General features: G+C 32.5%; 29 protein-coding genes. 5 read left to right on the plus strand and 24 right to left on the minus strand.

Annotation, left to right across the window (positions count from 1 at the left end; all coding sequences use genetic code 11):
- Nucleotides 1-6 precede the first annotated feature (6 nt).
- From SYNTR_RS06225 to aroF (SYNTR_RS06240), 4 genes are all read right to left on the minus strand, one after another.
- A complete protein-coding gene (locus SYNTR_RS06225) occupies nucleotides 7-1,089 on the minus strand; it encodes a prephenate dehydrogenase (protein ID WP_197079041.1) in 1,083 nt (360 codons plus the stop codon).
- Nucleotides 1,079-2,113, minus strand: a complete 1,035-nt coding sequence (gene aroF / locus SYNTR_RS06230) for a 3-deoxy-7-phosphoheptulonate synthase (protein WP_156203712.1) — start codon at nucleotides 2,111-2,113, stop codon at nucleotides 1,079-1,081. The genes SYNTR_RS06225 and aroF (SYNTR_RS06230) overlap by 11 nt, the downstream gene beginning before the upstream one ends.
- 190 nt (nucleotides 2,114-2,303) lie before the next feature.
- Complete coding sequence (locus SYNTR_RS06235) at nucleotides 2,304-2,777, minus strand: hypothetical protein (protein ID WP_156203713.1); 474 nt, start codon at nucleotides 2,775-2,777, stop codon at nucleotides 2,304-2,306.
- Nucleotides 2,778-3,145: 368 nt separating this feature from the next.
- Nucleotides 3,146-3,979: a 3-deoxy-7-phosphoheptulonate synthase gene (gene aroF / locus SYNTR_RS06240; RefSeq protein WP_156203714.1), complete on the minus strand. Its 834-nt coding sequence runs from the start codon at nucleotides 3,977-3,979 to the stop codon at nucleotides 3,146-3,148.
- A gap of 259 nt (nucleotides 3,980-4,238) precedes the next feature.
- Between aroF (SYNTR_RS06240) and SYNTR_RS06245 the strand changes: the two genes are divergently transcribed.
- Together SYNTR_RS06245 and SYNTR_RS06250 are read left to right on the plus strand one after the other, a co-directional pair.
- Nucleotides 4,239-5,078 (plus strand): carbon-nitrogen hydrolase family protein, encoded by an 840-nt coding sequence (locus tag SYNTR_RS06245; RefSeq protein WP_320411433.1) that lies wholly within the window; start codon nucleotides 4,239-4,241, stop codon nucleotides 5,076-5,078.
- On the plus strand, nucleotides 5,079-5,492 hold the full coding sequence (locus SYNTR_RS06250) for a secondary thiamine-phosphate synthase enzyme YjbQ (protein WP_156203715.1): 414 nt from the start codon (nucleotides 5,079-5,081) through the stop codon (nucleotides 5,490-5,492). It begins immediately after the preceding gene.
- Between the two features lie 213 nt (nucleotides 5,493-5,705).
- On the opposite strand, the gene aroH is transcribed toward SYNTR_RS06250, so the two are convergent.
- The 14 genes from aroH to SYNTR_RS06320 form a co-directional block, all read right to left on the minus strand.
- Nucleotides 5,706-6,065 (minus strand): chorismate mutase, encoded by a 360-nt coding sequence (gene aroH, locus SYNTR_RS06255; protein WP_156203716.1) that lies wholly within the window; start codon nucleotides 6,063-6,065, stop codon nucleotides 5,706-5,708.
- Between the two features lie 24 nt (nucleotides 6,066-6,089).
- Entirely contained in the window at nucleotides 6,090-6,506 is a 417-nt protein-coding gene (locus SYNTR_RS06260) for a HutP family protein (protein ID WP_156203717.1), read from the minus strand.
- Between the two features lie 24 nt (nucleotides 6,507-6,530).
- Nucleotides 6,531-7,028 carry a hypothetical protein gene (locus tag SYNTR_RS06265; RefSeq protein WP_156203718.1) on the minus strand — a complete coding sequence of 166 codons (498 nt, stop codon included), beginning with the start codon at nucleotides 7,026-7,028 and terminating at the stop codon, nucleotides 6,531-6,533.
- Between the two features lie 56 nt (nucleotides 7,029-7,084).
- Nucleotides 7,085-7,840 (minus strand): nickel pincer cofactor biosynthesis protein LarB, encoded by a 756-nt coding sequence (gene larB, locus SYNTR_RS06270; protein ID WP_156203719.1) that lies wholly within the window; start codon nucleotides 7,838-7,840, stop codon nucleotides 7,085-7,087.
- Between the two features lie 6 nt (nucleotides 7,841-7,846).
- Nucleotides 7,847-8,638, minus strand: coding sequence for an ATP-dependent sacrificial sulfur transferase LarE (larE, locus tag SYNTR_RS06275; protein WP_156203720.1), 792 nt, complete (start codon nucleotides 8,636-8,638; stop codon nucleotides 7,847-7,849).
- Nucleotides 8,619-9,170, minus strand: a complete 552-nt coding sequence (locus SYNTR_RS06280; RefSeq protein ID WP_156203721.1) for a 2-oxoacid:acceptor oxidoreductase family protein — start codon at nucleotides 9,168-9,170, stop codon at nucleotides 8,619-8,621. Before SYNTR_RS06280 ends, larE begins: the two co-directional genes overlap by 20 nt.
- Before the next feature lie 5 nt (nucleotides 9,171-9,175).
- On the minus strand, nucleotides 9,176-9,916 hold the full coding sequence (locus tag SYNTR_RS06285; protein ID WP_156203722.1) for a thiamine pyrophosphate-dependent enzyme: 741 nt from the start codon (nucleotides 9,914-9,916) through the stop codon (nucleotides 9,176-9,178).
- On the minus strand, nucleotides 9,916-10,971 hold the full coding sequence (locus SYNTR_RS06290) for a 3-methyl-2-oxobutanoate dehydrogenase subunit VorB (protein ID WP_156203723.1): 1,056 nt from the start codon (nucleotides 10,969-10,971) through the stop codon (nucleotides 9,916-9,918). Before SYNTR_RS06290 ends, SYNTR_RS06285 begins: the two co-directional genes overlap by 1 nt.
- A 4-nt stretch (nucleotides 10,972-10,975) precedes the next feature.
- Complete coding sequence (locus SYNTR_RS06295) at nucleotides 10,976-11,191, minus strand: 4Fe-4S binding protein (protein WP_156203724.1); 216 nt, start codon at nucleotides 11,189-11,191, stop codon at nucleotides 10,976-10,978.
- A 29-nt stretch (nucleotides 11,192-11,220) separates the two neighbouring features.
- Nucleotides 11,221-11,913, minus strand: a complete 693-nt coding sequence (locus SYNTR_RS06300; protein ID WP_156203725.1) for a hypothetical protein — start codon at nucleotides 11,911-11,913, stop codon at nucleotides 11,221-11,223.
- 265 nt (nucleotides 11,914-12,178) lie between these two features.
- Entirely contained in the window at nucleotides 12,179-13,006 is an 828-nt protein-coding gene (locus SYNTR_RS06305; RefSeq protein ID WP_243140147.1) for an HDOD domain-containing protein, read from the minus strand.
- A 34-nt stretch (nucleotides 13,007-13,040) separates the two neighbouring features.
- A complete protein-coding gene (locus SYNTR_RS06310; RefSeq protein ID WP_156203727.1) occupies nucleotides 13,041-13,475 on the minus strand; it encodes a hypothetical protein in 435 nt (144 codons plus the stop codon).
- A gap of 21 nt (nucleotides 13,476-13,496) precedes the next feature.
- Nucleotides 13,497-14,423: a nicotinate-nucleotide--dimethylbenzimidazole phosphoribosyltransferase gene (locus SYNTR_RS06315; protein WP_156203728.1), complete on the minus strand. Its 927-nt coding sequence runs from the start codon at nucleotides 14,421-14,423 to the stop codon at nucleotides 13,497-13,499.
- 90 nt (nucleotides 14,424-14,513) lie between these two features.
- On the minus strand, nucleotides 14,514-15,233 hold the full coding sequence (locus tag SYNTR_RS06320; protein WP_156203729.1) for a pseudouridine synthase: 720 nt from the start codon (nucleotides 15,231-15,233) through the stop codon (nucleotides 14,514-14,516).
- Nucleotides 15,234-15,504: 271 nt separating this feature from the next.
- Here SYNTR_RS06320 and SYNTR_RS06325 point away from each other — a divergent pair, with 271 nt between their 5' ends.
- The 3 genes from SYNTR_RS06325 (at nucleotide 15,505) to folE (ending at nucleotide 18,309) form a co-directional block, all read left to right on the plus strand.
- Complete coding sequence (locus SYNTR_RS06325) at nucleotides 15,505-16,713, plus strand: ADP-ribosylglycohydrolase family protein (protein ID WP_156203730.1); 1,209 nt, start codon at nucleotides 15,505-15,507, stop codon at nucleotides 16,711-16,713.
- A gap of 37 nt (nucleotides 16,714-16,750) precedes the next feature.
- A complete protein-coding gene (locus tag SYNTR_RS06330; RefSeq protein WP_156203731.1) occupies nucleotides 16,751-17,614 on the plus strand; it encodes a hypothetical protein in 864 nt (287 codons plus the stop codon).
- A 119-nt stretch (nucleotides 17,615-17,733) separates the two neighbouring features.
- Complete coding sequence (gene folE / locus SYNTR_RS06335; protein ID WP_156203732.1) at nucleotides 17,734-18,309, plus strand: GTP cyclohydrolase I FolE; 576 nt, start codon at nucleotides 17,734-17,736, stop codon at nucleotides 18,307-18,309.
- 54 nt (nucleotides 18,310-18,363) lie between these two features.
- Here folE and SYNTR_RS06340 read toward each other — a convergent pair whose 3' ends face one another.
- From SYNTR_RS06340 to SYNTR_RS06365, 6 genes are read right to left on the minus strand one after another with little or no spacing between them, the layout of a single operon-like run.
- Complete coding sequence (locus SYNTR_RS06340; RefSeq protein ID WP_156203733.1) at nucleotides 18,364-20,031, minus strand: formate--tetrahydrofolate ligase; 1,668 nt, start codon at nucleotides 20,029-20,031, stop codon at nucleotides 18,364-18,366.
- Between the two features lie 15 nt (nucleotides 20,032-20,046).
- On the minus strand, nucleotides 20,047-21,189 hold the full coding sequence (grdD, locus tag SYNTR_RS06345) for a glycine/sarcosine/betaine reductase complex component C subunit alpha (protein WP_243140148.1): 1,143 nt from the start codon (nucleotides 21,187-21,189) through the stop codon (nucleotides 20,047-20,049).
- Nucleotides 21,190-21,193: 4 nt separating this feature from the next.
- On the minus strand, nucleotides 21,194-22,741 hold the full coding sequence (grdC, locus tag SYNTR_RS06350) for a glycine/sarcosine/betaine reductase complex component C subunit beta (protein ID WP_156203734.1): 1,548 nt from the start codon (nucleotides 22,739-22,741) through the stop codon (nucleotides 21,194-21,196).
- Between the two features lie 21 nt (nucleotides 22,742-22,762).
- Nucleotides 22,763-24,070, minus strand: coding sequence for a glycine reductase complex selenoprotein B (grdB, locus tag SYNTR_RS06355; protein WP_156203735.1), 1,308 nt, complete (start codon nucleotides 24,068-24,070; stop codon nucleotides 22,763-22,765).
- Between the two features lie 13 nt (nucleotides 24,071-24,083).
- A complete protein-coding gene (grdA, locus tag SYNTR_RS06360; RefSeq protein ID WP_156203736.1) occupies nucleotides 24,084-24,557 on the minus strand; it encodes a glycine/sarcosine/betaine reductase complex selenoprotein A in 474 nt (157 codons plus the stop codon).
- A gap of 16 nt (nucleotides 24,558-24,573) precedes the next feature.
- Nucleotides 24,574-25,857 (minus strand): glycine/sarcosine/betaine reductase component B subunit, encoded by a 1,284-nt coding sequence (locus SYNTR_RS06365; protein WP_156203737.1) that lies wholly within the window; start codon nucleotides 25,855-25,857, stop codon nucleotides 24,574-24,576.
- Nucleotides 25,858-25,872: the final 15 nt, after the last annotated feature.

Genomic DNA, 25,872 nt, shown 5'->3' on the forward strand with positions numbered 1-25,872 from the left:
TTCCTCCTATTTTAGCCATGCTTTTATATTTTCTTTACTTAGTTTTTTTATTGCTTCTTCGGCATCTTTGAGTGTGGGTACACCAATACGCATAGTTCCGCCATCACCTTCTCTAGCTCGCAAAATTTCAATATCTACTATATTTATTCCTATATTTCCTAATAATAATCCAACTTGACCTATAATGCCCGGCTTATCTGGAACTATGCATATTATATCTACAAAGCTAGGTAAAAGACCTTTTCTTATAGCTGGTATAGAATCACGAATGGTTTTTGCCGAAGTTAAATATTCACTTAACCCTTTAAGTTGATTGTTCTCTATAATTTCTTTATAATCTGTAAGAATGTTTATTAAGCTTTCTAATGCAGGAATCAGCTGGTTTTTATTAGTAAAAATGATATCTTCCCATATTTTGATGTTAGATGATGCAATTCTAGTAGTATCTCTAAAGCCACCTGCGGCTAACATTAAATCATTTGGGTTCCCTTTAGTTAGATTAACTAATGCTGCAGCAGTTATGTGAGGAACGTGGCTAATTATAGCTACAGTAAAATCATGCTGAACAGGTTCTAATACTTTGATTTTAGCTCCAGTTGCAGAAAGTACTTGTTTTAGTATGTCAATATATTTTTCATCTGTATTATTAAAAGGAGTTAAAACATAAATAGCATTTTCAAAGAGATATTTATCTGCACCTTCTAGACCACCTGTTTCAGATCCTGCCATAGGGTGTCCCCCTATAGCTATTACCTCATCGGATAAAATCTCTTGATAAAGCTGCATTACTTTTTGTTTAGTACTACCTACATCAGTAACTATCACACCCGTTTTTAGATTATCTTTTATTTCATTAAGAATAGTACTGTATGTACTTAGTGGTGTACAGATAAAAATAATATCTGCATCGCTTACCCCTTGTTTTAAATTTAAAGCGGTATCTATAATACCTGATGATACCGCTTTTTTTAATCCTTCTTCATTTGTGTCTATACCGATAATTTTATTTATTAATGGTGAATCTTTTAAAGAAAGGGCTAATGAACCTCCAATTAGCCCTACACCAATAATTGTAACATTATACTTCAACAACAGATTCTCCTTTGCTTGCTTGTAATGCTATTCTTAAATTATTAACTTTTTTTACTAAATTATTAAAGTTATTAGGTTTTAATGATTGAGGGCCATCTGATAAGGCTTCGCTTGGATTTTGATGAACCTCTACCATAACCCCATCACACCCAGCAGCTACAGCTGCTAATGTCATGGGTTCTACTAATTCCCATTTACCTGTTCCATGGCTAGGGTCAACTATGATGGGTAAATGAGTTAATTGTTTTATAATAGGAACTGCACTAATATCTAAAGTGTTACGTGTGTGTTTTTCAAAGGTTCTAATTCCACGTTCACAAAGAATAACATTTTTATTTCCACTAGACATAATATATTCTGCTGCCATTATCCATTCTTCTATTGTTGCTGAGGGACCTCTTTTTAATAGTACAGGTTTTTTAACTCTGCCTAGTTCTTTTAGTAAAAAGAAGTTTTGCATATTTCTTGCACCAACCTGTAATATATCTGCAAAATCAGCAATCATATCTACTATTCTAGGATCTACAATCTCAGTTACTACTGGAAGACCCGTTATTTCTTTAGCCTCTTTTAAAATTTCAAGTCCTTCTCTTTCTAGTCCTTGGAAGGAGTATGGTGAAGTACGCGGTTTAAAAGCACCACCCCTTAACATGGTTGCACCTGCTTCTTTAAGCATCTGAGCTACTTCTAAGTACTCATCTCTTCCTTCAACAGCACAAGGACCAGCTATAATCTGAACATTTAAATCCCCTATGCTCTGGTTATCAACCTGAATAGTAGTTGTTTCTTGCTTGAATTCTCTGGATGCAAGTTTAAAAGGATTTAGTATAGGTACTACTTTTTCAACTCCGGGTAAACTTTCAAATAGTTCAATGACCTCTTGAGTCCTTTGCCCAATACCACCTATAATAGTACGTTCTACACCTTCTGATAGGTGCACTTGAAATCCTTTAGATTCTAACTTTGATGTTACCTGACCGATCTTTTCGTGACCAGCATTTTTCTCCATTACAATAATCATTAAAAAACCTCCTTTTGTGGAGGTGAGAAAACACAATAAGCCATTAGTGACAAAAATCACCAACGGCTTTATGCCTACTGCTAATTTTCCCACCATCCTACCATACTACATTTTTTTATTATCTAACTATCCTACATAATAAATACTATCATTAAATATATTAATTATTCAAGATATTTTTAGACTAATATTAATTAATAGTTAAATAATTCTGCTTTTTAGTTTTTTGCAATTTATCTATATAAAGATTTGTTACTAACCATTGATTCTCTATTTTTCTTACTAAAACTCGAGCATTAATTATTATATTTTCAGGTTCTGACTGCGTTTTGTTAACTGCTGTCATATAAAATACTATAAGTTCTTTATTTATATCTGCCCTGTTTTTAGTTAGTATTGAATATGGATTATCAAGTTTGAAATATTCTTTTTTAAGGTTGTCAGCGTTTATATACACCATATCTATTTCATTTCCTAGGTGTAAATAGTCCTTTTTAGTATTTTCTAGTAAAGTTGGATTATTCAAAAACTCTGCATACACATCTTTAGCCCTTCTTTCAGGAACTAAATAGTTATAGTTAATCATAGCTGCAAATATTATAAAAAAATAAAGAGCTACCATTAAAATAGCTTTTAAAGGTAGCTCTTTGTTGTAATCTGACATATCTGCCTCCAAAATAGTTTTTCTTATTTTGGAGCAAAATTTATTATTTAATTCTTAATTTGATTATGCAAAAATTGGTTTCACTGCAAAAAGCTAAACTTAGGCTATGGAATCGGCTGAGCAAACATGTTTATCACGCCACTCATCGGTCTTTACCTTCATTTTAGCTTAGCACTTATTATCTAAAATGATTTTTTATTTATACTTAGCCGTGATCTATGCACCACGCCTTGCTACTTAAGGACTTAGATAAACATGTTTGCTCAGCCTTAAGTTTGTTGTAGTTACTTTTTGCAGCAGAATCAAAAATTGTAAAACATGAAACGCCTTTATACTTAAAGATATTTTTTTCCATATAACTCATAAAACTATTTTAATTTTTTGTTGCCTAATTTTGCTAAGGCTATAGTTTCACTGTAAAGTTTTTTATAGTTTTCCGGAGTTAAAGACTGTTTTCCATCTGATAAAGCACGATCGGGCTCAGGATGTACTTCGACCATAATACCGTCAGCTCCAGCAGCAATTGCTGCTCGCGAGACAGGTCCCACCATTTTCCATTTGCCAGTTGCATGGCTTGGATCCACTATTATAGGCAGATGAGATAGTTCTTTTATTAGTGGAATTGCTCCTATATCTACTGTGTTTCTAGTATAAGGTTCAAAGGTGCGAATCCCTCTCTCACATAAAATCAGGTTAGTATTTCCACCATTTAATACATATTCAGCAGCAAGTAACCACTCTTCAATAGTTGCTGATAGACCACGTTTTAACAGTATAGGCTTGTCTACTTTTCCTATTTCTTCAAGTAATGAAAAGTTTTGCATATTTCTACTTCCTATTTGAAGTATATCTACAGTATTATACATAAAGTCCAATTCTCTTATATCCATTATTTCAGTTATTATAGGAAGTCCAGTTTTTTTCTTGGCTTCCTCCATAATTTCTAAACCTTCTATACCTAAACCTTTAAATGAGTACGGTGATGTTCGAGGTTTAAATAACCCACCCCGTAAAATATGAACACCTACACTCTTAAGCGTACATGCTAAATCTATATATTGATCAGCATTTTCCACAGCACAAGGTCCAGCTATTATAGTACAATAACCTTCACCTATTGATACTGATTCTTCTGTAGCAGGTATAATTACTATAGAATCTTCTTTTCTGTATTCACGGGAAGCAAGTCTAAATGGCTTCATTGCTAACCCCTCCAAAATTTAATGCAATTTTAGTATTTTTAATTTATCAATGATTAATATTAAGTATAGCATTAAAGCAATATAAATCGTTATATAAAGATTAATTTGGCTATTACTTTAATAGAATTAATACTTATATAGTATACAAGGTGCTACTCCTTAATTCACTATAAATTATTTTGACTTTGTATTATAATAACATCATTTAGGATATGTTATCCTGATAATTTTTATTTCTTTAATATTAGGAGGTTTTATATTGAATATTTTAGCTGCCATATGTCAAATGAAAGTTGGTAGTGATAAGAAAACAAACCTTTCAAATGCTCAAAAAATAATTCAAGAAGCTGCAAAAAAAGGTGCTGATATGGTTGTTTTGCCCGAAGTTTTTAATTCTCCATATCAAACCGATTTATTCCCAGCTTACGCAGAGCCCTTTGGGGGTGAAACAACTAAGTTTTTATCAGAAATGGCTCGAGAACATAAGGTTTTATTAGTTGGTGGTTCTATTGTAGAAAAAGACAATGATGATAAGATTTATAATACTAGCTATGTTTTTGATGCTAATGGTAATTTAGTTAATAAACATCGCAAGGTTCATCTTTTTGATATTGATATACCTGGAAAGATAAAATTTCAAGAATCCGAAACTCTATCTGCCGGTAATACTATTGAAGTTTTTAAGTATAAAGGAATAGGAATAAGTGTAATGATTTGTTATGACGGTAGGTTTCCAGAGCTAGCAAGAATAGCTGCTTTAAACGGAGCACAGATTATAATTATTCCTGGAGCTTTTAATCTAACTACTGGTCCACTTCACTGGGAATTAATTATGCGAAGCCGAGCTGTTGATAATCAAGTTTTTGTTGTAGCAGCTGCACCTTCTAGAAATCCTGATGCTGGATATCAAGCATGGGGACACTCAATGATTGTTAATCCTTGGGGTACAATAATAGCACAAACTGATGAAGGTGAAGGAATTGTCATGGGTGAAATCGACTTAGATGTAGTCAATAAGGTAAGACAAGAAATACCTGTTTTAAGTCAAAGAAGAAATGACCTATATCAAGTAAACTATTACCCAAAGGAGGATTTTTAAATGAAGTTTTATACAGATTATTTATGGTTTAATACTGAGAAAAGAAGAGAGTATATACGTATCACCAATCAAGTACGTGATGCCTTAGAAAAAAGCGGTATACAAGAAGGTATGATATTAGTTAGTGCTATGCATATAACTGCGGGAGTTTATGTAAATGATAATGAACCAGGGATAATTGAGGACTTGGATAAAATGCTAGAAGAACTCGCACCATTTGGTCCTGAGTATCTACATCACAGAACTGGCGAAGATAATGGGGATGCTCATCTAAAAAGCCTTTTAATTCACCATCAAGTTATTCTTCCAGTTACAGATGGTAAACTAGATTTAGGTCCATGGCAGGAAGTATTTTATGCAGAATTTGATGGCAGACGAAAGAAAAGAGTAGTTATAAAGGTGATGGGTGAGTAAATACTTAATGTTGCTATGTACATAAAAAGCGCCAGACTCCGCAAGGTATATTAATCAACGATTCATGCTCCTAACGTTAAGTGTATACATTAAATTATTCAACTATTGTTTATAATCCATAGTAATGGGCACGAAAAGGGATGTTTCCTTTTCGTGCTAAGCTTTCTACTAAGATAAACACTACAGAAAAGCAAAAAACCCCAGCTACGGGGTTTAATTAAGGTCTTTTCGTAATTTTTTAGCCTCACCTATATAAACATGTTTAATATCCTTTTGAAGTTTATTAGTATTTATATGTATTAATACCCTTATACACTTTGGTAGTGCTCCGGGCACCTCAATTTCTTGAAAACACAAAAGTGGAACGGCATCCCACCCCATTGTTCTTGCTGCCTCTGCAGGAAAAACTGATTTTATATCAGAGGTAACTGTAAATAATACACTAGCTATATCACTAATTAAAAGTTCATTTTCTATAGTTATAGCATCAAGTAATTCACGGGTAGCTTTTAGTACTTCTTCTGCACTGTCGTTACTTACAGTAACAGCACCTCTTATGCCTCTTAATGCCATTTATGAACCTACTCCTTATTAAAATTATGATACTGCCCTATGACCTAAGCCAATAGCTACTTCATCAAGATGTAGTAATCCTATACCCAAAAATATTGCTACACTTACATGGTCAGCGTGACGGGCAACACCAATTTTTCCACCAACATTAAGTCCTAAAGCTTTGGGCATTATTTGCGAAATAGCTTCTCTGGCAGCACCAGCTACAGCCCCTTCATCTGCATGGCTATCTTTAATAACACCTTCTCGTTTTGCTGCAACTACAGATCTTTCCACTATTTTACCAACTGAATTAATAAATTCTCCCCCATAATCAACTGCTACAGCTTTAACATTGTACTGATTTAAAAATTCCTTTTTCAAATCTGCCTCTTCCTGTCTTGAAGTTGTTAAGGCAATTTTTATTGCTGATGTTGCAACAATTTTACTTCCAATATCCAAGTAAAATCTCCCCCTATTTTTCTTTTATTTTACAACTACTTTCCCAATCATTACTACACTTTTATTAGTAATAAATGATTGTTGATCTTTAGGATAAGCAAGATTGTCTGATATATCTATTATATTAAAAGTAATGGGGAAGTTGTAGGCTGTTGAATCAATTTTTATAATATCTCCTGCCATCACTTCTATCCTAACTTGATTACTTGCAAAACTATTATTTTTTTCTTCATTAATCATAACATAAGCTTTTGGTAATGATGAAAATTCTTGTACTTCTATTGTTAAAGTTGCGTAAGGAGATGTTACTTCATCAGTAGATGGTTTGTTAGATGTATATATTTCAGAATCTTCTTCATTAACGGGAAAATTTATCGCTTGCCCCTCCATTCTTTCACTCCAACTTAGATACATCCTCATAGGTTCATGAGTCATTAACCCTTGAACTAAAACAGTTGCTATAATTCCTAAAACAATAAACCTAATTAAGTATTTTTCAAGCAAGTTAAAAAAACGCTTCAATTTATCACCTCTCAGACAGTATTATCCTCTTCTATCTTATGCCTGAGATAGTTTGTTTATCCATGAGAAATTGTCCTAAGAATCGAAAAAGCTAGTGCAGCTGCTCCATATCCATTATCTATATTAACCACTCCAACTCCGTTCGCACAAGAATTTAACATGCTAAGAAGAGCCGATAAACCATTAAAGTTGGCCCCATATCCAATGCTTGTGGGTACGGCTATCACTGGTTTTGGAGTTAAGCCCCCAACTACACTTGCAAGTGCCCCTTCCATACCAGCTACAACAATTATTACCGAAGATTGATTTATTAATTCTAGTTTATCAAACAACCTATGTATACCTGCAACACCAACATCATATACACGGTTAACCTCTGCACCCATAACTTCTAGTGATACTGCTGCTTCTTCAGCAACTGGTATATCTGCAGTACCTGCAGTTATTACAGCTATATTGCCGGAAGTTTTAAAAGTTTGATTTTTTTTATAAATTATTTGAGCTGTTTCATTATACATTAATTCAGGTATTAAACTTTTAATTTCATCATAAACATCTTTGGGTATACGAGTACCTAATAAAGAATTATTATTTTTTAAAAGAGTTTTGAAAATTTTAACTAACTGATCTGTTGTTTTGCCTTGGCAAAATACTACTTCAGGATAATTGCTAGTTATATATCTGTAATTATCTATCTTTGCAAAGCCTAAGTCATCATAAGGATTTGTTTTAATTAAATCATAGGCTTCCTGTAAAGTTATTGTATTGCTTTGAACCTTTTGCAATATATCCATTACCTTTTTCTCATTCATATTTCACTACTCCTGATATCCATAAAGATCTAAAGATATTTTTTCAAACCCAATAACACTTAATCTTTCAATTATCTTTTTTCTTCTTAAAAATGCTTTATCAATATCCCAAGGTTTTAATTCTAACCTAGCTTCATCACCATTAATCCTTACCCGTATAAAGTTAATACCTAATTCTTTAATATATTGTTCAGCTGCTTCTATTTTTTTCAGTAAATTAATTTCAATTTTCTGTCCTGTTTTAATTCGTGTAGCTAGACATGATTCAGTTTCTAAATTAGCAAATGGTAATCCTTCTACTTTACTAATCTCCCTTATATCATTTTTATTCAAATCAGCTGCAATTAATGGACTTTTTATATTAAATTCTTTTATTGCTTTCATCCCTGGCCTATAATCATTTAAGTCATCAATTTGTGACCCTTCTAATATTATTGGGTTATCTAAATGAGTTTCTAAGCTGTATAAAAAAGCAAACCTTTCACGTTTGCAATAATAACAACGTAAAAGGTCATTTTTCATAAAATCTTCACAATCTATCTCAGGTGTTTCTACTAAAAAATGGTTTACACCTAAGTATTTTGTCATTTTGTGTGCAGTTTTTATTTCTACAGAAGGAGTAATAGCTGAATAGCAAGTTATTGCTATTAAGTTATCTTTTTTTATTTCTTGTGATAATACCCATAATAAGAATGAGCTATCTAACCCGCCCGAATATGCTAAAATAACTGAATCAAGCTTTTGTACTATTTTTTTTAAATTACTAAGTTTTTCTAATTTACCAGTTTTCTTTGGCATATTTTACTCCAGCTAAAAAAGCCTCCTTATTATTTTCTATCACACTTTCTTTTTTACCTTTAAAAATATCTTCAAAGTAATCTAGTGCGTCTTCAACATTTACAACACCAGTTTTTTGCAAATATGCTCCTATAAGTATCATGTTGGCAGATTTAGGATTACCCATTTCTTCTGCTAGTTTGTTAACTGGAAGTTCTAATACATTTAAATCATCACGACTAGGTTTTCGATCAACTAATGATGAATTAACTACTATAGTACCGTTAGGCTTAACCTTGGGCTCAAACTTATCTAATGAAGGACGATTCATAATAACTGCCATAGCAGGACTATCGGTTAATGGTGAACTAATTTCATCTTCAGCAATAGTTACTAAGCAATTAGCTGTACCGCCTCTCATTTCTGCACCATATGATGGTACCCAAGAAACATGTTTTCCAGAGCCCATTGCTGCATGTGTTAAAAATTGTCCCATTGATAAAACGCCTTGCCCTCCGAAACCAGCAAATAATACCTGTCTTTCCTTAGCCATACTACTTAATCCTCCTTAACTTTAAATTCCCCTAATGGATAATATGGTATCATTTTATCCTCTAGCCACTCTAGTGCGTCAAGAGGATTCATACCCCAGTTTGTTGGACAGGTAGATAAAATTTCTACCATAGAGAATCCTTTTTTGTTTATTTGATTATTAAAGGCTTTTTTTAATGATTTTTTAGCTTTAGCTACATTAGCTGGCTTGTTAACTGCAACTCTACTAATATATGATGAACCTTCGTTCTGAGCTAATAATTCTGCCATTCTAATTGGATAACCTTCTTGCTCAATTTTTCTTCCATAAGGTGAGGTTGAAGTTACTTGACCCAATAAAGTAGTTGGAGCCATTTGTCCACCTGTCATACCATATATAGCATTATTCACAAATACAACTGTTATATTTTCACCACGTGCAGAGGCATGAACTATTTCAGCCATTCCTATTGATGCAAGATCACCATCACCTTGATAAGTAAATATTACATTATCAGGTTGAGTTCTTTTTAATCCCGTAGCTATAGCTGGTGCCCTGCCGTGAGCAGCTTCTATCATATCACAATTAAAATATTTATATGCCATTACGGCACAACCTACAGGACATATTCCTATAGTCTGTTCTCTAATATTTAATTCATCCATGCATTCTGCTACTACTCTATGAATTATACCATGTGTGCAACCAGGACAGTAGTGGTATCTTGTTTCTGTTAAACTTTCCGGTCTTTTTGCTACAATTTTCATTATGCTCCCTCCTTTTCGGCAACTAGCAATAATTGCTGTGTTATCTCTTCAGGATTAGGAGTCATTCCTATTCTTCCATAAAAATCCACTGGTACTTTGCCGTTAACAGCTAATCTAATATCTTCTACCATTTGTCCCATACTAATTTCTATTGATAAGAATCTTTTCGCGGTTTCAGCAGCCTTTTTGATATGCTCATCAGGGAAAGGCCATAAAGTAATTGGTCTTATTAAACCAACCTTTACTCCTTGTTTCCTAGCTTCAATTACAGCCCTTTTTACTATTCTAAACATTAATCCAAAAGCAACAACAACTAGTTCTGCATCTTCAGTCATAAATGTTTCGGCTCTTTTTTCGTTAGCCTTAATTTCTTTATATTTATTTGCTAAGTAAATATTCCTATTTTCAATCTCATCTTGTGGCAAATGAAGTGTATTAATTATATTAGGTTCTCTACCTTTACATCCAGTGGTAGCCCAAGATTTATCATAAAAATCAGTTACTGGTTCTCTAACAATTATTGGCTCCATCATTTGACCTAAAGTCCCTTCAGCCATAAGCATAACCGGAATACGATAACGATCAGCTAACTCAAAACCTTCAATAGCAAAATCCATCATATCTTGTACACTTGCTGGAGCTAAGACCATAATATGATAGTCACCATGTCCTCCACCTCTAGTGGCTTGAAAATAATCAGATTGAGCAGGCTGAATTCCACCTAATCCAGGACCTCCTCTAGATATATTAACAATAACACTAGGTAGTTCACCTTCAGCTAAAAAGGATATTCCTTCTTGCTTCAAGCTTATTCCTGGACCTGATGATGCTGTCATTACTCTTTTCCCAGCTGAAGAAGCTCCATATACCATATTTATAGCAGAAACCTCACTTTCTGCCTGAACAAATGCTCCTCCTAGTTTAGGTAGTTTTTTTGCCATATATTCGGCAATTTCACTAGATGGTGTAATTGGATAACCAAAATAAGATCTACAACCTGCTATTAATGCACCTTCTCCAAGTGCTTCATTCCCTTTCATTAACACTTTGCTCATATCATCACTCCCTTTCTACCGTAATAACAAGATCCGGACACATCAGTGCGCAAGTTGCACACCCATTACAATCATCTGGATTAATTGCTTTTACCGGATGGTAGCCTAAAACGTTGATGATATGCTTGTCCAATGATAAGACATCTTTAGGACAAAAACGAACACAAAGCTGACATGCTTTACAGAGTTCAGCAACAAAACGAACTCTTCCCTTCGGCATCCTACATTCCTCCCCTTCTTCAACAAACCCTACAATATATTAGGCCTTAAGTATAATTTGATTTCTTTTACAACACTGCCGTAATATTTAACAACATCGTTGTAAAACTGCTTTCCTACAGTTATAAAATTTACTGGCAACTCTAATATTTTAGCAAATTCCTCAACTTTTTTGTGACCATTTATTATAGTTTCTAAATTAGTTTCTTCAACTAAATTCGGGTTACTTATTATGCCGGTAAATTTAAGTTTACTTGCGTTTTCAAGCGTTTCTTTAAGCTCTATAATACTTTCTGCATCTTGAGCAAACGGCCGATAAGGATTTAATACTAGATAAAAATTATATGGTCTTGCCTTAATGTATTTGTTTAAATATCCTAATATAAGTGATCCTACTTCATCGCCAGCTACATCTATAATAATATTACGATCTTGATTAAGAATCGAAATTATTTCTGAAGGAATATGTGGTACATCTCCAAAGGTAAATTCCCCTCTAGGTGCTGATAAAGTTATACCATTTTCCTCAAGCATAATTTTTAAATCTCTTGAAACAAAATATGGGTTTACTAAATCTAAGTCTGAAAGCACTAAATCTTTTGAGTATTTAGCCTTGTCAACTGCATAGTTTAAGGCAATTTCTGATTTCCCACTTCCAAAACCACCAGCAAATATATCTATATTACTTGTATAATCCAAATTATCTTTAACTGTTTTTTCCAATATATTACCTACCTACTAATTAGTATTTTTCTTTGTAATATTAGAACAGAATTTGAGTAAAATCAATACATAATTATGTATTAGTAATAAAAAACAAAAATTTTACTTCTAATTAACATTGGTTTTAAGAAAAACACCATTAAACCAGAATAATATATTTATTATACATGTTTAAACACATATCTTTATTTTGGAAAAACATAAAAAAATAGACCTTAATCAACCAAATAGGCCTATTTAAAAGCAAATTATTTTTATTTATTTTTTAGAAACTTTGTTCATCAGCAATACTATCTGTGAGATCTGAAATAATTTTTTCTATATCTAGTTGATTTAAGTTAAGTATTTCAATTGGCTCGCTAGAAACTGACTGTAACATTCCATCTATCCCTATTCCTATGCCCATTGAAATACTAATAAAATCAGCTAGATGAACAATAGCTGTAAGCTTTTGGTTTACTTCTGCTTTTTCTGGAATATGATGATGTTGTATAGCTTCCACTAGTTCAGCTGGTAAATTCCACTTTTCGGCTACTTTTGCTCCCACTAAAGCATGATTAAAACCAAGCACTTTATCTTCTGCCTCCATAAAAGTAATTCCATCATGCTCAACTAACTCAATAACTTTATGATAATCTTGTTTTAAAAAATCATTCAAAACAACTTTACCAATATCATGTAAAAGAGCACCTGTATAAGCTAAATCTAAGGCTGGAAACTTAGCCTTTTTAGCTATTGCTCTTGCTGCCATAGCAGAAGTCTGTGAATGTCGCCATAATTCACCAGGTTCTAAGGCATAAGCCTCTATATCTTGATTTAATATATCACTAACAGATGCTGCCATTACAATACTACGTACAGTCCTAAAACCTAACAATACTATAGCATCAGTTACAGTTGAAATTCTACGTGGAAAGCCATAGTATGCTGAGTTTGCCAGTTTTAATACACTAGCTGTCATTCCTTGGTCTTGATTAAGTACATTATTAATATCTTGTGCAGTAGAGTTGTGGTCTTCAGTAAGTTCTATTACCTGTACAACGATATGTGGCAAAGATGGTAAATGATCAACAGCTTTTACAATGGTATCCATCTCAAGCCTCCCCATGTTTTAACCTCCTTAAGGTTTATTTCCAACTATCTATTCGCCTTTCTAAGTAATTTTTATATTCTTTTAATTCTTCACTTGTTTTAAATATAAACCTTTCGATATCATGTTTGCTTAAAGTTATTTCTTGTGGTTCTAAAATTTCTATAGTTCTAAACTCCTCTTTCATCGTAAATCTAATCAGGTCTTCTATGGTATCTGCGCTTAAACTTATTATAACAGGTGCATATGTTACTCTTTTACCAGTAATATCATCATAAATAGAGTATATTTCTTGACTCATGTCTATATCTTCAATATGAATTCCTTGAACAGGTATATTCCTTATTAATGAAACTTTATGCTGTCTTATTTCTTCAGCTACATGCTCAGAATCTTTTCCACCCATAAACAACTTTCCACCTTTGCTTTTACCCATATAATCAAAACGCACCTTTATTTTAAGCTTTGACACTTCTATCATCTCCTAATGTTATTATAATTTAAATTCGTTAATACCTGTAACCATTTCCGCCAAGAATAGAGCAATAGATGATCCTAATCCTTCTCCATAGTTGAGGTCTAAATCGATCAGTGGTTTTATATTTAACTTTTTTAGTATAATTTGATGACCAATTTCTTCAGTTAGATTTGAAGCAATAAGATATTTTAAACACCTATTGTCAACTTCAACCGCTAATAAGGCAGCTACGGTTGTAACAAAACCATCTAACATTATAAATGTTTGTTTTTCAGCTGCTTTTGATATAAATCCTACTAAACTTGCTAATTCTAGCCCTCCAAATCGAGCTAAAATATCTACTATATTATTCGAATTAGGAGTTCGTATTTTTAAGGCTTTTTTTATAATATCGTTTTTTTTATCTAATACTTTATTATCCGATGAACCTCTACCAACTACTTTTTGCGGTGATACTTTCAAAAAAGATGAAACAACAGCCGAAGCACATATTGTATCACCAACACCTATCTCCCCTACTCCTATTATATCAAAATTTGTACCATATATTGTATCCCATACTTTTTCTCCTATTTTAATTGCTTGAATTACTTCTTCTTTTGTTAATGCATCTTCATACAAAAAGTTTTTGGTACCTTTTTTTATATTTTTATAAATTATTTCATTATTGTTAACAGTAGTTGATAGCCCTATATCAACAATATATTCTCTTTTATTAATTCTATTTAAAAAGAAGCTAGTAGGAGATTTTTTGTTTAGGTGCTTTAATACTATTTCGTGTGAACTAAAAGGGGTATAACTACTTGTATGTTCATAACTTATTCCATTATCACCTGCAAAAACAACTACACAATAATTATTTATATTACTGCAGTTATGCTTTTTTAATATATCTTTTATTTCGTTTATTTTTCCTAAACCTATATTTTTAATAGGATTCAATTTGTAATACCTCTTTTCTTAAACTATGTCTATATAGCTACATAACACTGATAATGAAATCTCTATACATACACTTTGGTGTGAAAACTATTATAGATTTTTAAAAGCTATTTTTTTTAGTTGGTTTATTTCATGCAATTTTAATTTTCTATAATCCCCTTTCTTCAAACCTTCGGTAGTTAGAAATTCTATAGCAGTTCTTTCAAGCTTTAATAGAGGATGCCCAACCTCTTTACACATGCGCTTTATCTGACGTTTTCTTCCTTCGTGGATAGTTAGTTCTATTTCACTTGAATCTTTTATATTTTCTATAAAATTAACCTTTGCAGGTGCAGTAATACCGTCTTCTAGTTTCACTCCTTTTCGAAGCCTTTCTATTTTTTCTTTGTTTATTTTACCTTTAATTAAAGCTTTGTATTTCTTCCTTATTTTATATTTAGGATGAATCATAAGGTTTGTAAATTCACCATCATTAGTTAAAATTATTAGCCCCTCTGTGTCAAAATCAAGTCTACCGACTGGGTATAATCTAGCATCTATATTTTTCACTAAGTTTAAAACAGTTGGCCTACCATGTGTGTCTTTCACACTACTCAAATAACCTGATGGTTTATTTAATAAAATATATGTCTTCTGTTCTGGTTTTAATAATTTACCATTAACTTCTATTTTATCTCTACTAGGATTAATCTTTATTCCCTGCTTTAGTATCGTCTCTCCATTTACTGTAACCTTTCCTTTATCAATTAATTCCTCAGCTTTTCTTCGTGATACTAAACCAGCTTCCGCTATATATTTAGACAATCTCACAGCTGTAACCTACCTTTGTTTTGTGTTAAATTAATTGTGGTTTCATACAAAAAGTCAAACTTAAATACGGAAATCGGCTAGCAAACATGTTTCGCTTAGCACTTATTATCTAAAATTTTTTGTAGTTACTTTTTGCAGCAAAACCAACTGTAATTTTAAAATTAAGCTATATAATACTTGTTCTCATTTTTTTATATTATTTCCTTTTAAATGTATTACAAAGCATAAAAATAGTGTTAAATATTAATAGTAGGGTAAGGGGGATTTTTAAATGAGTATTAATGATAAAGCCATGGGAGCAATTTTAGGATTAGCATGTGGTGATGCCTTAGGTGCTCAAATAGAAGGCTATCATAAAGCTGAAATAAAAAATAATTTTGGTCAGGTAACTGATATTAGAGAGAATGAAAATATAGAATTACTAATAAATAATGCCAATGACGAAAAATCTTTAAATTTTTTACAAAGGAAATTAAAACAAAAACGTATGCCAGGTATTTATACTGATGATACTCAACAAGCACTAATTCTCTGTGAATGTTTTAATTTATATAGAAATGTTGATCTTTCTTTTATAGCTAATCAATATATTAAATTTGCAAAATTTAAACCTAATTACGAATTTGGTTTGTTCCGCGGTGTAGGACCTGGCTTTGTCCAGGCTGTTTCCAACCTTATGCAATTTACTCCTTATGATGTTTCTGGAGTGAATAGTGCTGGAAATGGGGCAGCAATGCGTATTGCTCCCGTTGGAATTTTTTATCATGATAACCTTGATATGCAACAAAAAGCTGTTATTGATATTAGTCTATTAACACATCGTGATATACGTGGTATTGCCGCAGCTTGTATTATTTCGTATTCAATAAGTTATCTAATTAACAGCACAAATAATTTTTCTATATTTAATTTTTTGCAATCACTTTATTCTTTTGTTTATAATACTGAAGAATATATGGTTGCTAATTACCCCACTATTATGTGGGATTTAGAAACAAAGCATCAAGTATCAAAAGCAATCAAACTAGTTGAACAACTTATGGATTTAGATTATAATACTGCAATTGAGCATATAGATAAATTAGCAGCATCAACTAGTAATAACCCTAATTGTAACCATACTAGTCCTTTTGTCTTAGGATCAGTATTGTTTAGTTTATATCATTTTATAAAAACTAAGGACAATTTAGAAAACAGTATTATTAAAGCGGTAAATGAAGGTGGCGATACTGATACGATAGGAGCAATGGTTGGTTGTTTATGTGGTGCACTTCATGGAGCTAAAGAAATTCCAGATCGGTGGACAAAAGCACTATTAAATTGTAATTTTTTAAAATCTATAGGAAAAGAATTAATGGATAGTTTACCAGAATATTCTAATAATGAAACTCTATATGAAAATGAAAAAAAGTTATGTAATTTCGAAAAAAATTACAGATTAAAGTATATAAACTTGCTAAACCAACGACTAGGTTTATAATAGTAGCTATACTTTTATTTAAACTGAGGAGAATTATATGTCCTATACTAGAAACCTTGTAATTTTAACAGTAACTTTAATACTATTGCTAGGAATTTTAGCTTTAATAATGCCTCAAAGTAATAGTGTTAATTCTTCTAATGGGAATAGTTATATAAATATAATTACAGAAACAATAACAGATAATAATAAACTTAAATTTTCAGAAGAAAAAACGTTGTCAATATTAAACTTCTATCTTGGTGACCATTTAGATACCGACGACGAATTAAATATAAGTGTAAGCAATGTTGATATTTCTTCAGATATAATAGAACTAACATTCCTGATTCGTAATGAAAATAGATGGATTACCATACCTTGGTATATTACAACTAACATTTCACCTTGTTGTAATGAAGGCATAATGCAATTTAAAATTAAAAATGCAAAAATAGGTTATTTACCTGTTCCCCATAAAATTATAGATTACGTTATTAACAAATTGTCTTTTTCAAATTTTGAATACATTACTGTAAAAAATAATATTGTTTATTTGGATACAACAAATTTTCCCTTTACAGTTAAAGATATTATGCTTGATGAAAAAAATATTATAATACTCCTTGATGCCAATAAGATTATTTTATTAAACCCAATAAAAGAATTACTTGATCAGGGTGATATAAACTCAATTATAAGAGATCTAATTATACCTGAAGCAAAAGCATTTGCTATAGATGTTGCCGAGATGTTTGTTTTATCTGATACAGAAATCACATATAATGATGTTCATAATTTATATAGTCGTTTTATGGAGCTTAGCTTACCAGCTCAGTTAGAGCTTATTAATACTACATATAAATACATTGATGAAGATGATATAAATCTTTTGTTGGATCTATATAACGATTATTTATAACCAAGTTTAATAAGTTTTTTGTTTATAATATTTTTCTTGTATTTTGTCTAATTATTTTGTATTGTTTTAATTGTAGAAATAATCACAAAGTATTTCTAACATCAAATTTGGAGGAAAAAATGAATCCTAAACCAATTAATAAACAAAAAATTGAAGAAGCAATAAAAATGATATTAGATGCTATAGGAGAAGATCCATCTAGAGAAGGCCTAGTAGACACACCTAAAAGAATAGCAAATATGTATGACGAAATTTTTTGTGGTATAAATAATGATCCAGTTGAATTAATGGAAGTTTGTTTTACAGAACATCATGATGAATTAGTTTTAGTTAAAGATATTGCACTATATTCAATGTGCGAACATCACTTGCTGCCATTTTACGGAAAGGCTCATGTTGCTTACGTACCAAAAAAAGGCAAGATTGTAGGTATAAGTAAATTGGCCCGTGTTACAGAAACCTATGCTAAGCGACCTCAACTCCAAGAAAGATTAACCTCTCAAATAGCAAACTGTATAAATGATACTATTGACCCTTTTGGGGTAGCAGTTGTAATTGAAGCTGAACATATGTGTATGACTATGCGCGGAGTTAAGAAACCAGGCTCTCTTACAGTAACATCTGCTGTAAGAGGAATTTTTCAAACACGTCCTGAAACTAGAGCTGAAGTTTTCTCACTAATTAATAAAAGATAAATTACCATAAAAAAACTCTAGCATTAAATTAAAGCTAGAGTTTTTTATTTTAGATTAAAATAGTCCTACTATTTCCCCGTCTGGTAATATATCTATTTTTTCTGCGGCAGGGGTTTTGCCTAACCCTGGCATTGTCATTATACTACCTGCTAAAGCTACTATAAATCCTGCTCCAGCTGATAGCTTAACATCTTTTACTGTAATATCAAAATCTTTTGGTCTACCTTTTAGTGTAGGATCATCAGAGAAAGAAAATTGTGTTTTAGCCATACAAACTGGTAAATTTCCATAGCCTAGCTCTTCAAATTTTTCAATCATGTTTTGTGCATCTTTACTATATGTTACTGCATTAGCACCGTATATTTCTTTACATACTTTTTCGATTTTAGATGATATTGGTAATTCATCTTCATATAAGAAGTTAAATGTACTGTCCTTCTCTGCTGCTGCTACAACTTTATTCGCTAAATCTTCTCCACCTTTTCCACCTTCTGCCCAAACTCTTGATAAGGCAACTTCTGCTCCTAATGCCTTACATCTTTCAAAAATCATGTCTATTTCTTCTGGTGTATCACTTGGGAATTCGTTAATAGCAACTACAACAGGAACACCAAATTTACTTAGGTTTTCTAAGTGTTTTTCTAGGTTTGTTAGACCTTCTGACAATGCTTCTAAGTTCTTTTCATTCAATTGACTTACAGCAACACCACCATGATTTTTAAGAGCTCTAGCTGTAGCAACTAATACTACTGCATCTGGTACTAAATTACCATAACGGCATTTTAAGTTAAAGAATTTTTCCGCTCCTAAATCTGCTCCAAATCCAGCTTCAGTAATCATGTAATCTGCAAGTTTTATTCCTAGCTGAGTTGCCATTACGGTATTACAACCATGGGCTATATTAGCAAATGGTCCACCATGGACAAATGCTGGTGTGTTTTCTAATGTTTGTACCAAGTTAGGTTTTATGGCATCTTTCATTAAAAGTGCCATAGAACCTTCAGCTTTTAAATCACCTGCTGTAACTGGTTCTCCATCATAAGTATATGCAACTACTATTCTCTTAAATCTTTCTTTTAAATCCATTAAATCATTAGCTAAACATAAAGCAGCCATGACTTCTGATGCCACACTTATATCAAATCCTGATTCTCTTGGAACACCGTTAACTTTTCCTCCAAGACCTACAATAATATTTCTAAGAGCCCTTTCATTTAAATCCATTACTCTTCTAAATACTATTTGACGAGGATCTATGTTTAATGGATTACCTTGATGAATGCTATTATCCAATAATGCGGCTAGCAAATTATGTGCTGAACTAACAGCATGTATATCACCTGTAAAGTGTAAGTTTATATCTTCCATAGGTAATAATTGAGAATATCCTCCACCAGCTGCCCCACCTTTAACACCAAAGCTAGGGCCTAAAGAAGGCTCGCGCAATGCAATAATTGTCTTTTTTCCAATCCTATTAAGAGCTTGTCCTAATCCAACTGTTGTTGTAGTTTTACCTTCTCCAGCAGGGGTAGGATTTATAGCTGTAACTAAAACAAGTTTTCCAGAAGGATTTGATTTTACTCTTTCACATGCGTCTAGAGTAACTTTAGCCTTATACTTACCATATAATTCAATATCATTTTCAGATAAACCTATTGTTGAGGCTATATCAGCAATTGGTTTCATTTCTGCATTTTGAGCAATTTGAATATCACTTTTCATTTTTTTACCCTCCACTTAAAAATATTGAGATGATTTTAGTATCTCCATAGCTTTTTCCTTATCATCAGCAGCTAATAAAATTACAGGACCAGTACACCCCATGCCACTTGTAGCATAGATATTATTCTTCCACAATAACCTCACGGCATCATCTAATTCTAAAATATCTATTCCATCTATTTGACTATTGGTGGTTTTTTCTGGCGGACATGTTATGTTCTCTTGTTGGTTTAAGTGCTTAGTTTCTTTTGGTTTATTAATATATTTATCGGCATTGGTTATTAATTCTGTAGAAATCTTGTTTAAATTATTCCTTATCATTGAGGCACAATATTCTATGGCTCCACATACTACTGGCATTCCAGAAGCACGGGATACTATACATACTATATTATCAATATCGGGTCCAACTCCTGGTCCATAGCCATACCCCATTGTTTCATACTCCCCTCCACTATTATAAGCACTAAATAGTTTCATGAGAATATTACCTGTTAGGGTATCAGTTATAACAACATCAACACTTCCCATTATTAAGTCATTCCCTCTTAAAATTTGCCCACCATCACTCCTTTTTGAATGGCCCCATGTAAAATTGAATCCATTTTTACGCATATTATTTAATTGTCTTTCTACTTGCCTAGCACCCTCAATATTAAGAATGCCTACAGTAGGATTATCTATACCATCTGTTTTGGCAACTGCAATGCCATAAACAGTGTTTTTAACCATACTTTTTATTCTATCTGTGTCTGATGTACCTGTTGTTGTTGCAATATACATTGGTTTACCAGTAGCAGGAGCTATTACTTTACCAACAGTTGCAACACCTATAGGAAAGGAATAATTCATAGCAACTGCACCATCAATAACATTTGCTTTAAGAAGTTCATTTAATTTTTCATGGACTTCTTTTTCATCTGTTACATTGTAAACCTGTAAGTTTGTTTCAAGCGACTCACCAATAATAATTACTTCTAAGCTAGGATCTTTTTTCATAACTAATTCTGCAGCTTTTATTAGTTCACTAGCATCTATTTCACTGCCAGATATTGTTAATCCTATTTTTATTCTTGATAAGTTTTGTCCGGTTCGTAGGTTATAAGCTAGTTCAGAAAATACTTCTAAAACTAAGTCTTTTTTTATACCACTTTTCAAGATATCACCTCCGGACGGTAGAATCAACTACATTTTCTAAAATTTCGGCAATTATTTCTCTAATTTGTTGTTTAGCATCTTCATCACTAACGTATTGCTTGGAATCTATAACACCAGAGTTTTTTTCAATTATAAAACTTATGCCATCAAATAAATCTGTCATTCTACCTAAAAATAAACTTCCTTTGCCTATTATCATCGAATTATTTAAGTTATCATCAAGTATTGCTTGTCTTATGTGTCCAATTAAGGGGATTCCAGAAGGAATATGTCCCTGTGTAGGGGCAAAACCGATTACTCCATGTTTTTTAGCAAATTCTAATATATCATCTTTTTCTATTTCCCCATTTTTCACAGCCATAGCAGCTATCATTTTATAATTTGCTAGTGGAACATCACCAGCTCCTGCAGGAACTGTTATTTCCGGATTTTGAAGCTCAGGAGCATATTTATTTATATCCGAAACTTTCATATTGTTTTTTTGTAAGGGATCTATTACAACTGCTTTTATAACTGCTTGGGGAGATGAACCTGAACCAATGGTATGAGTTCCAATATTATCGGTTCTGATTATAGGGTTAATCCCATCGTTTTCACTTACAAGTACTGCAAAACCAGCTACCATATCTTCTAATACTGGTATATCTTTATTAATATGGTCACGACTATTCATTCCAAGCTTAGCTGAAGAACCACCAGCCACTACAACTACATTTTTGAATATACCCGCTTTCACCAATGAAGCAGCCTTTAAAATCCCATGAGCTGGCGCGGCACAAAAGGCTCTAATATCAGCCCCAGTAGCATTTTTCAGCATACAAACCTCGCCAATAGCTTTAGCCATATTACCTCCACCTCGTTGGTTCATATCACCAATTGCTTCTTCTGAGGTTTCTATAATGTAATCAATTTCGTCAGGGTTTAAATTGTGCTTCGTTTTTAAATTATTAATAGCTAATATGCCTGATGCCTTTGATACTAAGTTTTCTAATATGACATGGGAATTTAAATTGGGATCTGTTTCATGAGCTTCTCTAACACACCCAATTAAATTACTACCTAAGTATAATCCTTGAGCTTTATTGGATGATACAAGCTCTTCAATTTCTGCAATGGGTTTTGATTTTTCTAAAACAGATAATCGTTTTTTAGAAAATAATTCTCTTGCATTAAGTTTTTCTAAAACTTTAGGTGAAAACTCTTCACTAAGCTCTACTAAGTTAAAGCTATCGGCTAGTTTTATTAAGCCATAAAACTCTGCTTCATCAATTATTTCTCCAAATTTACCATCTTTATTATTAGAAACAGAATTTTCATAACAAGGTTTTGATACTTCTTCTAGCTGTTCGGGGGGTAAATTTCCTATATAAACTTGATTAGGAGCATAACCAACAGCAGTATCAAAGTCACGTATATGATTATTAATATCTATAAGAAATTTTGAGTGAGGGTTTTGTGCTCGCTCCATGGTTAAAGTTGTACCATTATTAATCATAATACTAGGTGCATGAACAAGCACATAAGATGCGGCTTTTATTACCGGATAATTCATTTCAAGCCCCCTTTGCAAAGTTTAAAAAACTGTTTGTTCATTTACTTCAGTTGTTAAGGCTGTTAGTGCTTCATCAACAATTCTTTTTCTTAATGCAAACTCTTCGGCTTCTTCTAGATCTGGATTTCCTAATGGATGGGGAATGGCTACTGCTGGCACTATTCTATTTGCACCTACTGTTTTTGAAATAGGGGTTATAGTACATATATGCACTGTTGGTATATCAACTATATCTTCTAATTCTTTTATCATCGTTGCACCACAACGAGTACATGTACCTCAGGTAGAGGTTAAAATTATGCCATCTATATTATCTTTTTTTAATTCATTGCCAATCTCGTGGGCATATTTTTTGGCATTTGCTACAGAAGTTCCATTGCCAACTGTACTATAAAAGTAATCATGAAGTTCTCCAATAAGGTTTTCCTTTTCCATTTGTTTTAGTACATCTACAGGCAGCACTCTATCAGCATCTATATTGGCATAAACAGGGTCATAACCCCCATGTGCTGTTTCAAATTTTTCTTCTGTAAGGTTATCTATTGTAGAAATAGCATACTTACCATATTTAGATGCACTTGAAGATTCAATTTTATCAGGATTATCTTTAGGTACAATTCCTCCTGATGTTACTAATGCAATTTTAGCCGTAGTTATATCTTTAATCGGATTTCTTGGTGTTACCCGATCAAATTCAGGCATAGGATATTCAGTAGTAAACTCATCACCATTAATTTTTTTTACCAACATATCTACAGCTCTAGTAGAGCCCCTAGTTGGATGGAATATATTCTTTCTAATACCTCTAGGTATATACTTTTCTTCTTCTGGAATACCTAGTTTTTCATTTTTAGCTATTTTTATAGCTAGCTTAGCCATATCAGGTAAGGCATTACGCATTTTTGCAGCTGAACTTCCTGTTTCTACTATAAAAATACTTTTTTTATACAACTCTACTCCTGGATTTTCTTTGTACATACCAGTAACTACAGGTATATTTAATTTTTCTTGTACAGCAGCACATACAGCACCACAAGCAATGCCATATCTACCAGCATTAAACGCTGGACCCGCTATTAATAAATCTGGTTTTAGCTGTTCAATCATTGATAGCAGTTGTTCAGTTGCTTTTTCAATATTTTCATTGAAATAAGAATCACCACAAATAACAGTTCCAACTATTTTAAATTCATTACCAAGTGCTTGTACTAGAGGATTACCAGGACCAACAGCTTCTTCCTTAACAAATGGCTCTATATTAGCTTTTTCCTCACCACCTATTTGTCCAAAAAACTGATTTAAATAATGAACTACTCGGATTTGTTCCATATTTCCAACTCCTTTAAGCAGGTTGTCCTGCTTGAGCTCTTATTTCATTCATTTCTTTTTTAATATCATCTACTTCTAAAACCATTTCCATCATTTCAATCTGCTCTTCGTAAACATCTTCAGATACTAAATCTTTTAATTCGAATATATGGTAAACCTTTAATTTAAGTGCTACGTTTGACAAGGGACCAGCAAAGGTTGGATCACCAGCTATACATGTTTCTGCAGTTAATCCAGCAGATTCCGCCTCAGCAGCACCAATAATTATTACTACATTTTCTGGAGAGTGTTTATCTGCTATTTCCTTAACTTTAGATTGATTAGCCATATCCATGGCTCCAGCTGCAGTTCAAACAAAGCATTCTGTACTACTAAAAAGTATTTCTCCACCAATTGTCTCCATACATTCTGCTATTGATGGTGCTGGTATTCCATCTCTATCTCCTAATACACATATTTTCTTATTTTCAAAAAATGTTTTATCCATTAATCATCTTCCTTTCTTATGCTCCTATTGCTCCTAATTCATTAAATCCTAGTTCATTAGTAGCTCCTATTATTGCTTGTAATTCAACAATAATTGTTCCATTTTCTTTTAGTGATTTAGCAGAACCTCCTGCGATGACATTAGCAACATCTGCATAACCTAAGTACTTTTCCATTGGTGGTAGTTCAATTAATTCGTTAGCATTTCCACAGCTTATTACAGCATTAGCAGCTTTATCTCCATCAGCTAAGGATTGCGAGGCACCATCTGTGCCAGCAAATTCATCAGTTATTAATACTGTTTTTATTCCAGCTGACTCCATTTTCTTACAGTTCATTATTAGATCAGTATCTGGATTACCAAAGCCCTCTTTACTTATAACTACACCATTAACACCTAAGTGTTTTACAAGCTTAGTACAATAATCTGAACTACGTTCCTTATCTAATAGCGTTACATTTTCATTGGTTACTATTACTCCTAAAAAATTAATATCTTGACCATGTCTTTTATATAAATCATGAATTACAGGGTTGTTTTGATGGTGAAAGGTAGTGTTTTTATCACATGCAGATACACAGTTGCCACTAATTATAGCTCCATCCATTATTTCTGTTGGATATACAAATGTTGGAAGGATTTTTTTCACATCTATTCCATAAAGGTAGGTATCATGAAGTAACCCTTGAGATTGAAGCATGTAAACATAAGCTACTTTAGGTAACTCTGGATATTGATTTATCTGCTCGATAACAGGTTTAGTTTCAAAAGTTAAAACTTCATCTGGCTCAATATTTTTACTTACTTCAGCTAGGTATTCAGAAGTCCTTAATCCAGCTTGTCTAATTGCATCTTCATGTTGATGCTGCTTTAATCCATTTGCTTTATCACTTAAAATAACTAGATTAATTGTTTTGGAAAACGGGGAGTACTCAGCTCCAGGACCAGACATATCAATTATGCCTTCTTGAAATCCAACTATTTGTCCAACTGTTATTACAGCCATACCTTTTAATACATTAGTATTTCCTTCTCCTACAGTTGCAGGATTGTTACCTAAACCCGGAAATACTTTTGTATTACTGTCTATTTTAACCCTAGGTTCAATAACATCTTTGACTGGACACAACCTGACAGACTCACCTGGTTTAACTATTTCAATATCCATGTTTATTAATCGGTCATCCTTAATAACCTCTAATAATTCTTGTTTGTTTATATACAATGTATTATTTTTTATTTCAGTTGTTTTTCCAAATTGGATATCATTAATTAGGATATTGCGTAGTTCTAGCTTCATGGTTTTCCCCCTCAA

Origin of the sequence: Candidatus Syntrophocurvum alkaliphilum (assembly GCF_009734445.1) — a bacterium.
Taxonomy (GTDB): Bacteria; Bacillota; Syntrophomonadia; order Syntrophomonadales; family Syntrophomonadaceae; genus Syntrophocurvum; species Syntrophocurvum alkaliphilum.